The sequence below is a fragment of the Arthrobacter sp. 4R501 genome, assembly GCF_002929755.1.
In the GTDB taxonomy this organism is placed as follows: domain Bacteria; phylum Actinomycetota; class Actinomycetes; order Actinomycetales; family Micrococcaceae; genus Arthrobacter.
Genome location: NZ_PJIW01000008.1, coordinates 220295 through 231183 on the forward strand (window position 1 = coordinate 220295; position 10889 = coordinate 231183).

The 10889-nt window shown below is 64.8% G+C and carries 12 protein-coding genes and 1 tRNA gene; 7 read left to right on the forward strand and 6 right to left on the reverse strand.

All coding sequences use genetic code 11. The annotated features are described in order from the left end of the window. Positions 1-31: 31 nt before the first annotated feature. The 5 genes from CXR02_RS10325 to CXR02_RS10345 form a co-directional block, all read right to left on the reverse strand. A complete protein-coding gene (locus CXR02_RS10325) occupies positions 32-898 on the reverse strand; it encodes an ABC transporter permease (RefSeq protein WP_104061909.1) in 867 nt (288 codons plus the stop codon). Continuing rightward, on the reverse strand, positions 895-1857 hold the full coding sequence (locus CXR02_RS10330) for an ABC transporter ATP-binding protein (RefSeq protein ID WP_104061910.1): 963 nt from the start codon (positions 1855-1857) through the stop codon (positions 895-897). The genes CXR02_RS10325 and CXR02_RS10330 overlap by 4 nt, the downstream gene beginning before the upstream one ends. A gap of 149 nt (positions 1858-2006) precedes the next feature. Then, entirely contained in the window at positions 2007-2258 is a 252-nt protein-coding gene (locus CXR02_RS10335; protein ID WP_104061911.1) for a PspC domain-containing protein, read from the reverse strand. A 3-nt stretch (positions 2259-2261) separates the two neighbouring features. Then, entirely contained in the window at positions 2262-2546 is a 285-nt protein-coding gene (locus tag CXR02_RS10340; protein ID WP_104061912.1) for a hypothetical protein, read from the reverse strand. A 1-nt stretch (position 2547) separates the two neighbouring features. Beyond that, positions 2548-4110: a PspC domain-containing protein gene (locus CXR02_RS10345; protein ID WP_104061913.1), complete on the reverse strand. Its 1563-nt coding sequence runs from the start codon at positions 4108-4110 to the stop codon at positions 2548-2550. A gap of 124 nt (positions 4111-4234) precedes the next feature. On the opposite strand from CXR02_RS10345, the gene CXR02_RS10350 reads away from it, so the two are divergent. Then, on the forward strand, positions 4235-5653 hold the full coding sequence (locus CXR02_RS10350; protein ID WP_104061914.1) for an ATP-binding protein: 1419 nt from the start codon (positions 4235-4237) through the stop codon (positions 5651-5653). After that, positions 5650-6348 (forward strand): response regulator transcription factor, encoded by a 699-nt coding sequence (locus CXR02_RS10355; protein ID WP_181037189.1) that lies wholly within the window; start codon positions 5650-5652, stop codon positions 6346-6348. Before CXR02_RS10350 ends, CXR02_RS10355 begins: the two co-directional genes overlap by 4 nt. Positions 6349-6428: 80 nt before the next feature. Here the strand turns inward: CXR02_RS10355 and CXR02_RS10360 are convergent, their stop codons facing one another. Further along, on the reverse strand, positions 6429-7646 hold the full coding sequence (locus CXR02_RS10360) for a pyridoxal phosphate-dependent aminotransferase (RefSeq protein ID WP_104061915.1): 1218 nt from the start codon (positions 7644-7646) through the stop codon (positions 6429-6431). 275 nt (positions 7647-7921) lie between these two features. On the opposite strand from CXR02_RS10360, the gene CXR02_RS10365 reads away from it, so the two are divergent. From CXR02_RS10365 to rplA, 5 genes are all read left to right on the forward strand, one after another. Further along, positions 7922-7994, forward strand: a tRNA-Trp gene (locus CXR02_RS10365). Positions 7995-8075: 81 nt separating this feature from the next. Then, on the forward strand, positions 8076-8360 hold the full coding sequence (secE, locus tag CXR02_RS10370; protein ID WP_104061916.1) for a preprotein translocase subunit SecE: 285 nt from the start codon (positions 8076-8078) through the stop codon (positions 8358-8360). Positions 8361-8476: 116 nt separating this feature from the next. Continuing rightward, complete coding sequence (gene nusG, locus CXR02_RS10375; RefSeq protein ID WP_104061917.1) at positions 8477-9343, forward strand: transcription termination/antitermination protein NusG; 867 nt, start codon at positions 8477-8479, stop codon at positions 9341-9343. 130 nt (positions 9344-9473) lie between these two features. After that, positions 9474-9905, forward strand: a complete 432-nt coding sequence (rplK, locus tag CXR02_RS10380; RefSeq protein WP_024365990.1) for a 50S ribosomal protein L11 — start codon at positions 9474-9476, stop codon at positions 9903-9905. Positions 9906-10047: 142 nt separating this feature from the next. Continuing rightward, on the forward strand, positions 10048-10755 hold the full coding sequence (rplA, locus tag CXR02_RS10385; RefSeq protein ID WP_104061918.1) for a 50S ribosomal protein L1: 708 nt from the start codon (positions 10048-10050) through the stop codon (positions 10753-10755). Positions 10756-10889: the final 134 nt, after the last annotated feature.

The following is a 10889-nucleotide window of genomic DNA, read 5'->3' on the forward strand; positions in this document are numbered from 1 at the left end:
AAGATCAACGATCCGTGCGGCACGGAGCCGGCTACTTCTGCGGCGGCCACTTGAACGCCAACCGGGCAAGCACGGCACCCGCGGCCACCCAGATGCCCAGGACCAGGAACGTCAGCGGCAGGTTGTAGGTGCCGCCGGGCTCCACGGCTTCAAAGCCGGCAGGCAGGAAAACAGACCTGAAGGCGCTCGCCGTCCAGCGCAGCGGGAAGAAATTGGTCACGGACTGCAGCCAGTCCGGAAGCTGCGAGAACGGGAAGTATACGCCCGACGTGAAGGACAGGAGCAGTACGGGCAGGACGGCCAGGGTGGACGCGCTTTGTGCCGACTTGGGCAAGGCGGTGAACGCGATGGCCACGGTGGCCCAGGCTGCCGTGGCCAGGATCATCAGCAGCGCCACCAGGCCCCACTGCCCGGCATCCCGGGGCAGCGGGACGTCGAATAGGACGGCCGCCGCGAACAGCAGGAGAACAGTCTGGGCCACGATCAAGTAGAGCGTCTGGCCTGTTTTCCCGATGAAGTACGACGCTGCGGGCAATGGCGTACCGGCCAGCCGCTTCACCGTGCCGTTGAAACGCTCGGTGGCCACGTAGCTGCTGAGGTTCTGGAACCCGCTCAGGATGGTGCTCAGCGCAAGCATGCCGGGCAGATAGTAGTGCGCCGGGGTGATGCCGCCCTGCCCGTCCGGGCCGGCCCCGAAGACCGGTTCATCACCGAAAACTGTTCCAAACAGGGACATCATAAGGATCGGGAAGAAGAGAACCAGGACCAGAGATAGCACGTCACGGTTAAATAGTTTGATCTCCAGCAGGACCCGGCCAAGTCCCAGGCGCAGGACTGATGGGCGCCAGGCCGGACGGCCGGTGGCGGGGGAGACGGATGCGGGGACTGCTGTGTTCATCGGAGGGCTCCTGAATCGGACGATGCTTCCGTAGATCGTGCGGCGGATGGTTCGGCAGAGGGCTCGGCGCCGTCGTCGGCACCGATCAGCTGGAGGTAAATGTCCTCAAGGCTGGGACGGACGACGGCGAGCTCCGCCGGCTCTAACGCGCCGCCGTCGGACAGCGACGCGACCAGGGAAGCTGGCTGCTCGGTCACCACTTCGCGAAGGCCGGAAGCATCCCGCCACCGGACTCGGGGAACCCGGAGGCCCGGGCCGCCGATCTCCTGCGGGCTGCCTTCGGCGATCAGACGCCCGTGGTTGATGACGCCGATCCGGTCCGCCAGCTGCTCGGCCTCGTCCAGGTAATGCGTGGTGAGGACAATGGTGGTGCCGCCGCTGCTCAGCTGGCGGATGAGGTCCCAGAATTGCCGACGGGCTTCCGGATCGAATCCTGTGGTGGGTTCGTCCAGGAACAGGACTTCCGGGTTGCCGATGACGCCCAGCGCCACGTCCAGCCTTCGCCGCTGGCCGCCCGAAAGGGTTGAGATCCGGACGCCGCCCTTGCCGCCGAGTCCCACGGCCTCAATGACCTCGTCCACCGGTCGGGGCGTTGGGAAACAGGAAGCCAGTGACCGCAGGGCCTCGGAAACCCTGAGTTCCCCGGAGTCTGTGGCCTCCTGGAGCACAATGCCGATCCGGGCGCGGAAGGACGGGGCCGCCTTCCAGGGGCGCGTTCCCAAAACCATGACCTCGCCGCTGTCAGGTTTCCGGTGGCCTTCCAGTATCTCGATGGTGGTGGATTTGCCGGCGCCGTTGGGGCCCAAGAGGGCATAGGTCTCGCCGGCATGGATGGTGAGGTCCAGCTGGTCCACGGCCGTGAGGGTCCCGCCTTTGGGCAGGCCGTACGTTTTGTTGAGGCCGCGCACGGTGATGGCATCAGGGGATTGCCGCTGCCCGGGGATGAGGGAAGTGTTCATGCTTCCAGCGTTGCAGTCCCGGGGTTCCGGTCAACAGGCCCGGCCGGTTGAATCTGTTGTCCACCGGCCGGTGGACAAGGACAGCAGAAAGGCCCCCGCTCCGGGAAGGATTCTCCGGGGAGCGGGGGCCTTGCGGTTCCTGCATGAGCTCAGCTGATGGAGCGGCGGTCCAGGAAGTTCTGCAGCGGGATGGAGTCCTGCTGGTCAGGAAGGACCAGCCACGCTGCAATGTAGAGGACGACGGCGGGACCGGGGAGGAGGCAGAAGACCAGGAAAGCGATCCGGACGAATGCCACATCCACGTTGAGCTTTGCTGCAATGCCGCCGCACACACCTCCCAGCCAGCGTTGGGGTCCACGTTTCAGGCCGAAGCCCCTGACGATGCTGAAGAACTTGTCCATGGTTCAAGACTTCCCTGTTGTGGGTTCATTGTCACGCTTTCGGGCCGAAAGCAGCCCGCCGATTACCAGCGCGGCGCCGGCGCCGATCATCAGGCCGATCAGTACGTAGGTGCCGTTCAGGGTTACGATGCCCAGCTGGGCGATGATGATCAGGGCGGCCAGCGCCATCACGATGAGGCCCCAGACTACCGTTCCCACCCGTGTGCGTGTGGGTCCGGCCGCGTCGGTGTGCACCGTCGTCGGGGTTTGCGGGGTAGACGAATCCGGTGCCGGATCGAAGCTGCTCATGTCAGTTTCCTTCCCTGATGGTGACGTTGCTGAGGGTGCCGTCGATCCGGATGATCAGGTGGCCGCCTGGCTTGTCGGTGTTGTAGGTGGTTTCCTGGGAGGTAATGCCGCCCCTGTGGTTGGTGCCTTGGTTGAGGTTCCCCAGCGTCATGTCTGCCCTCACGTCCACGGGAATGTTGTTGGGGAGGATCACGGTGACGTTGCTTGCCGTGATGTCCAGTGGAACCACGACTTCTGAGTCCAGCGGGGCTTGCGCGGCCAATTGTGTGAGGTCAACGGTTCCCCGGCCGCCGGTGACGCTGAAGCCATCGGCCGCCTGCTGCTGGCTCGCCGGCGCCCAGTCGACCTGGGTGAAGCGGACCCTGTCGCCGTTGCCCACAACGTTGAAGATGCCGCCAATCACCAGGGCAACAACGGCGAAGAAGCCGAGGATTCCGGATGTCCTGCCGCGCAGGCCTGCGATCAGGATGCCCAGGCCCAGGACGGCTGCACCGCTGGCCCAGACGATCGCGTTGGCGGCGTCGCCGAGGTTGATCACGTTGCCGGCGTCCAGGGCTTTGAGCCCGCCACCGACCAGGAGCGCTGTTCCGGCGGTTATGGCTACTGCCGGGGCGCCTGGGCCGGAGGGGCGGACCTTGGGTACGCGTGCCGGGCCCTGCGGTGGCTGGTAGCCGCCGTCGGTGCCGCCCCCACCGTAGCTGCCGCCGCCGTAAGTGTCGCCGCCATAGGGCGGGTTGACGCTCGACGGCGGGACCGGAAGGTAAGGTGCGCTGCCGGACGCGCCGGACGTGCTCGACGTGCGGGTAGTGGCCGAATCCGTGGCCGCAAACGGCGAGGCATAGGGGGCGGTGGGGTCGGCCGGGTAACCGGAGTTTGCGCCGGCCGGCTGCGGTGCGGCGTTCATGGGAGCTCCATTCCGGGCCTTGTTGCGTTGGGTCAGGTAGTAGATGAAGTAGATGACGCCGCCCACCCAGAAGACGGTCCAGAGGAATCCGCCGAAGCCGTTGCGGCTCCAGCCCCAGAACCCGCCGCCCAGCCCGGTGAGCCCCACCACGGTGGTGATCAGGGCGCCTGTCATGCCGCTGGACCAGCGGCCGGCGCCGGCTTCCTGGACGTGGATGCGCCCGTCGGGTTCGGGAAGGAATGCCCAGGCCAGGCCGTAGAGCAGGACGCCGATTCCGGCGAAGAGGGTGAGGACAATGAAGATGCCGCGGACAATCAGCGGATCGATGCCCATCCGGTGCGCGATGCCGCTGGAGACACCGCCGATCCACCGGTCGCGTCCGCGCTGGATACCGTGGCTCCGGACCCAGGTGAAGAAGTCACCGGACTGGCCCGGTGCTTTGGCGCTGGCATACTGGCCGGAGTACGGGCCTGCGGACGGGCCGGAATGCGGGTTTGCGTAGGGGCCGGCGTAGGGGCCGGCATACGGACCGGCGGCCGGGGGCGTGTCCTGCGAAGCAGCCGGGGGTGGCAGCAGGGGTGCGGTTGGCTGGTCCGGGTCGCGTGGGGGGAGCGGTTCCGTGGGCTGGCCGTCATCGGGGGTGGGGGTCTGGGAGTTCATACTTCGATCCTGCCGTCCGGGGCGGCGCAGCTCTACTGGGGAACACCCTGACTCGCCCCTGAGTTACCCCCGGTTCAGGCCGGAATCGGGTCCGGGGAACCCTGATCCGTGCTTGGATTGACACATGACCACCGCCCTCACCCGCCCACCGCTTGTCCGCGGCAGCGACCGCATCATCGCGGGCGTTTGTGCCGGCCTCGCGGCGCATCTGGGCTGGCCGGTGAAAAGCGTGCGGATCGGCATGGCGCTCGCGACCCTCGCCGGCGGCGCCGGGTTGGCCTTCTACGCGTGGCTGTGGATCATGGTCCCCACCGCCGACGAAAGTGCCCGGCGAAATGCCAGGCGTCCGGCGTCGCCCATTGCCCCGGCGGTCAGCCTTGACCCGGCATTCCGCGCCGGGCCGCCCTCGGCGGCGCCGTCGCAGGGCTCGCCCGCGGCCGCTCCCTGGTGGGGAAATCCCGACGCCGGTGCTGACGCCCCGGGGGTTTCCCCCGGCGGGCCCGCCGCCGGCTACGGGTCGAGCTACGGGGCCGCCGTGCGGCCGCCATGGTTCCGGGTCCGCAGCATGCGCTATGGCAAGGAGATTCTGCTGGGCGCCGGCCTCCTCCTCGTGGCGGGGATCATGATTGCCCGGCTCCTGGGCGTGGACGTGCCCCTGGAGACCCTTATCCCCGCGGCTGCCGTGCTGGGCGGTGCCGCCATCGCCTGGATGCAGCTCGACGAAACCCGCCGCGCGGGGCTCGTGGACAAAACCAAGGCCGATCAGGCAGGCGGCTGGGCGCGCCTGGCCGCCGGTCTGGCGCTGGTGGTTGCCGGCGTGCTGGTGATGGTGTCCGGTTCCGGATCCTGGGAACAGACCTGGCTGGCGCTGCTGGCATCGGTGGCGGTGCTGGGCGGCGTGGTGCTGGTACTTCTTCCGTGGGCCCTCAAATTCTGGCGGGACCTGGAAACTGAGCGGGCGGGCCGTATCCGTGAAACGGAGCGGGCCGAGATCGCTGCCCACCTGCACGATTCCGTCCTCCAGACCCTCGCCCTGATCCAGCGGCGGGCGGGAAACGAGCACGACGTTGTCCGGCTCGCCCGGGCGCAGGAACGTGAGCTCAGGAGCTGGCTGTTCCAGGACCCGGGTAAGGAGGCGGGCCAGCTTTCGGACCGCATCAAGGCCGTGGGTGCCGAAGTGGAAGACTCGCTCGGCAACGCCGTCGAGGTGGTGAGCGTCGGGGACACAGCCATGACCGAATCCCATGAAGCCCTGGTCCAGGCCAGCCGTGAGGCGATGCTCAATGCCTCCCGGCACGGCGGCGGGACCGTCTCTGTCTACCTCGAAGTTTCCGATGGTCGGACGGAAATCTTCATCAAGGACAGGGGGCCGGGCTTTGACCTGCAGGATGTGCCCGAAGACCGGCTCGGCGTCCGCGAATCGATCATCGGACGCATGAAACGCCACGGCGGGACCGCCTCCATCACCAGCACGCCCAACGGCACGGAGGTGCGGCTGGGAATGCCGGCACTCCAACCGGAAAACGCGGAAGGGAAATCATGAACAATGCACAGGGGACCGGCATACAGGGGACCGGGCCCATCCGCCCCGCAACGCCGGTCAGGGTGGTCATCGTGGACGATCACGCCATCTTCCGGTCGGGACTCAAGGCCGACCTCGATCAGAGCATCCAGGTAGTGGGGGAAGCAGCAACGGTTGAGCAGGCCATCGCCGTGATCGCGCAGGAGCGTCCGGAGGTGGTGCTCCTGGATGTGCACCTGCCCGGTGGTCTGGGTGGCGGCGGCCGGGAAGTCATCGCGGGTTCCGCGTCGCTCCTGGCCACCACCAAGTTCCTGGCCCTGAGCGTCTCCGACGCCGCCGAGGACGTGGTGTCGGTCATCCGAGCCGGTGCCCGGGGGTATGTCACCAAGACGATTTCCGGGGCCGAGATCACCGACGCCGTGTTCCGAGTCGCCGGCGGCGACGCTGTGTTCTCGCCCCGGCTGGCCGGCTTCGTGCTGGACGCGTTCGGCACGGCTCCGGCCGATATTGCCGACGACGAGCTGGACAGGCTGTCCGCGCGCGAGCTTGAAGTGATGCGGCTGATCGCCCGGGGCTACAGCTACAAGGAGGTGGCCAAGGAGCTGTTCATCAGCATCAAAACCGTGGAAACCCACGTGTCGGCTGTGCTGCGCAAGCTCCAGCTCTCCAGCCGGCACGAGCTGACCAAGTGGGCCGCCGAACGCCGCCTCCTCTAACCCAAAGATGCTCTATCACTTTTGGTCCCCATAAGGCTCGAATGGGGACCAAAAGTGATAGAGCATCGTGGTTGGACGGTTTACTTGGCCTTGCCCAGGAAGTCCTGGAGCCGGGCGACGCCGGTGGCCAGGTCCTCGTCGCCCAGGGCGTAAGAGAGCCGCAGGTAGCCTGAGGGGCCGAACGCCTCGCCCGGCACCACCGCTACTTCAACCTCATCCAGGATCAAAGCAGCCAGTTCGGCGGAGGTGGACGGCGTTGCGGTGCCTGCCGCCGTCGGGAATTCCTTCCCCAGCAGCGCACGGACGTCCGCGTAGACGTAGAACGCACCCTTCGGCGTCGGGCATTCAACACCGTCGATCGCGTTCAGGCCGGCAACGATCGCCTTGCGGCGGCGGTCAAACGCCACCTTCATTTCGTCGACGGCGGTCAGCGGTCCCGAGACGGCGGCGAGGGCTGCAATCTGCATGATGTTCGAAACGTTGGAGGTGGCGTGTGACTGCAGGTTGGTGGCAGCCTTGATGACGTCGGCCGGTCCGATCATCCAGCCGACCCGCCAGCCGGTCATCGCATAGGTCTTGGCGACACCGTTGAGGATGACCACTTTGTCGCCGAGTTCCGGGGCTGCCGTGGCGATGGAGGTGAACGGAACGCCGTCGTACGTAAGGTGCTCGTAGATCTCGTCGGTGACCACCCAAAGGCCCTTCGAGGCAGCCCATTTGCCGATTTCGGCCACCTGCTCCGGGCTGTACACGGAGCCCGTGGGGTTGGACGGCGAGACAAACAGCAGGATCTTGCTTTTGTCCGTCACAGCGGCCTCAAGCTGCTCAACGGTGACCAGGTAGTCCTGCTCAGGACCGGCGAACACCTCAACAGGGACACCGCCGGCGAGCCTGATGGCCTCCGGGTAGGTGGTCCAGAACGGCGTGGGAACAATCACTTCGTCGCCCGGATCCACCAGCGTGGCGAAGGTGTTGTACACGGCCTGCTTGCCGCCGTTCGTCACCAGGACCTGGGACGGATCCACGGCATAGCCGGAGTCGCGCAGAGTCTTCTCGGCGATGGCTTTCTTGAGCTCCGGCAGGCCGGCGGCGGGGGAGTAGCGGTGGTACTTGGGCTGGCCGGCGGCCTCAATGGACGCCTTGACGATGTAGTCCGGGGTGGGGAAATCGGGTTCCCCTGCCCCGAAGCCAATAACCGGCCGACCAGCTGCCTTCAGCGCCTTGGCCTTGGCATCAACAGCCAGGGTTGCGGATTCGGCAATTGCGGAAATGCGCTGGGAAACGCGGGCGGCAGACATGGCAGGGTCCGTTCTTCGCTTGCAGCCAGGAGGCTGAATGGTGGAATTCGACGTGATCTACTCTATGCTGTTCAGCGGATCGTTCGGGCTGCCGGCGTGGATGTGACTGCAGGTCAGCTCACCCACGATTGCGGATTGGACGGTCCGGAATGAGGCTGGTTCGACGTAGACGAAGTTGTTGCGTAGACTGGTTCTCCGGTGTTGAAAACACGGATGATGACGTGCGCCCCAGTGCAAACTGCGGAAGTTTTGTCAGGATGCTGTTTTCGATCCATAGGGTAGTGGCGCAATTGGTAGCGCAGCGGTCTCCAAAACCGCAGGTTGCAGGTTCGAGTCCTGTCTGCCCTGCGCAAGCTGTTCCGGCGGAATGCCGGAGCAAGCGCAGCAACCATGGTTCTGATCAGGACCGGGTAATCCAACACTGCAAAGATGAGCGAGGACCAGGTGACCGAAACAGCTGCCAGCAGCTCCAAGGGCCGCCCAGCTAAGAAGGACGCCAAGGCAAACTTCTTCGCTCGAATTGCACTCTTCATTCGCCAGGTCATCGGCGAACTGAAGAAGGTTGTTGCACCAACCCGCAAGGAACTGATCAACTACACGCTCGTGGTGCTGGTGTTCGTGGCCATCATGATGGTGATCGTCAGCCTGTTGGACATCGGTTTTGGAACCGTGGTCAGCTGGGTCTTCGGCGGGATAGCTCCCGGGGACCGCTAAGGCATATCGTCCGCAGGCCGCGTGGCCTTGTCCGGGTAAACCGGAAGAATTCACGCGGTGTGCGGAATTGAGCCATTTAAATAGGCATGTTAGGCAATGAGGAAGCAGGAGACCAAGTGTCTGAGCAGGAGCTCGAGGTAACCGAGACTGAGCTGGAAGAGTCCACGGACAACACGGCGGCCCCCACGGCTGAAGCCGGTGAAGAGTCCGAGGTTGAGTCCGCTGCGCCCGAATCCGCCGACGCCGATTCCGCCGACGATTCCGACGATTCAGAGGATGCCGATTCAGCGAGTGACGCCGTAGAAGGCGAACCTGCTGAGGGCGACTCAGAGGGCGACGACGCTGATGCAGACGCCCTGGCAGCCGCGGCCGCCAAGGCCGAAGTTGACCCCGCCGACGAATTCAAAGCCAAGCTGCGCCGCCAGGAGGGTGACTGGTACGTCATCCACTCCTACGCCGGCTACGAAAACCGCGTCAAGGCCAACCTTGAGACCCGCATCCAGACCCTGGACATGGAAGATTACATCTTCGAAATCCAAGTGCCCATGGAAGAGGTCGTTGAGATCAAGAACGCTCAGCGCAAGGTCATCAACCGCGTCCGGATCCCCGGCTACGTCCTGGTCCGCATGGACCTGACGGATGCCTCCTGGGGCGCCGTCCGCCACACTCCCGGTGTTACCGGCTTCGTGGGCAACGCCCACAACCCGGTGCCGCTGCGCCTCGACGAAGTCTTCTCCATGCTCGCGCCGGTCTTCGAAGAAGAGCAGGCCGAAAAGGGCAAGCCCGTCAAGCACGCTGCCGCCCAGATTGACGTTGACTTCGAGGTCGGCGAATCGGTCATCGTCAAGGAAGGTCCGTTCGAGACCCTCCCCGCCACGATCTCCGAGATCAAGGTGGAATCCCAGACCCTCGTGGTGCTCGTGTCGATCTTCGAACGCGAAACCCCGGTCACCCTGGCATTCAACCAGGTCAGCAAGATCTAATAGACCGCACAGAATTCGTTCCGGACTGCCCGCTTAGCAGCCCCGGAACGGCCGGTCGCCTCGCCATGGCGGCCAACAACCTGAGGCACGCTCCTGTGTCCCAGGAAGATATTGAGAGAAGGACCTTACATTGGCTCCCAAGAAGAAGGTCACCGGCCTCATCAAGCTGCAGATCCAGGCAGGCGCCGCTAACCCGGCCCCGCCGATCGGTCCTGCGCTTGGCCAGCACGGTGTCAACATCATGGAATTCTGCAAGGCGTACAACGCTGCCACAGAAGCCCAGCGCGGAAACGTTATCCCCGTTGAAATCACGGTCTACGAAGACCGTTCCTTCACGTTCATCACCAAGACCCCGCCGGCTGCAGAGCTCATCAAGAAGGCTGCAGGCGTTGCCAAGGGTTCACCCACCCCGCACACCGTCAAGGTTGCCAAGCTGACTCAGGCCCAGGTCAACGAGATCGCCACCACCAAGATGGAAGATCTCAACGCCACCAGCCTCGAAGGCGCAGCGAAGATCATCGCCGGTACCGCCCGCTCCATGGGTATCACCGTAGAAGGCTAATAGCCTTCACCGTCGGGAAACCGGCACCACTGCCGGACAACCGGCACAAACCGTAATGTCGCAGGATCCATGCAGGATCCTCGGCTGTGGCAGGGCCCAGCGCGGTCCGCAGACCACAACTGCACAAGGAGAAATAAGCAGCATGGCAAAGCGCAGCAAAGCATATGAGGCAGCAGCCGCCAAGATCGACGCGGAGAAGTTCTACGCGCCGTTCGAGGCAGTAACGCTCGCCAAGGACACCAACCCGTCCAAGTTCGACGCCACCGTTGAGGTTGCCTTCCGCCTGGGCGTTGACCCTCGCAAGGCTGACCAGATGGTCCGCGGCACCGTTATCCTGCCCCACGGCACCGGTAAGGTCTCCCGCGTCCTGGTCTTCGCAACGGGCGACAAGGCTGAGGCAGCAATCGCTGCCGGTGCCGACTTCGTTGGTTCCGATGACCTGATCGAAAAGATCGCAGCCGGCTGGACCGACTTCGACGCAGCCGTGGCCACCCCTGACCTCATGGGCAAGGTTGGCCGTCTTGGTAAGGTCTTGGGTCCCCGTAACCTGATGCCGAACCCGAAGACAGGCACCGTGACCGCAGACGTCGCCAAGGCTGTCAACGACATCAAGGGTGGCAAGATCGACTTCCGCGTCGACAAGCACTCGAACCTGCACTTCATCATTGGCAAGGTTTCCTTCGACGCCCTCAAGCTGGCCGAGAACTACGCGGCAGCACTGGAAGAGGTGCTTCGTTTGAAGCCGTCCGCTTCCAAGGGCCGCTACATCCAGAAGGCCACCGTGGCCACCACGTTCGGTCCCGGCATCTCTGTCGACCCCAACGTCACGAAGGTCCTGACCGAGGTCTAGTCCTCAACAGCACTTCGGCCGTTTTATCCCGGCACACAAAAGGACCGTCCGGCACTGCTTGGATTCTGGGGATCGTTGCAACACCTGTTGGTTAGGTGGTTAGTAGTAAATCACGTAGACGCTCGGCTGGAGTA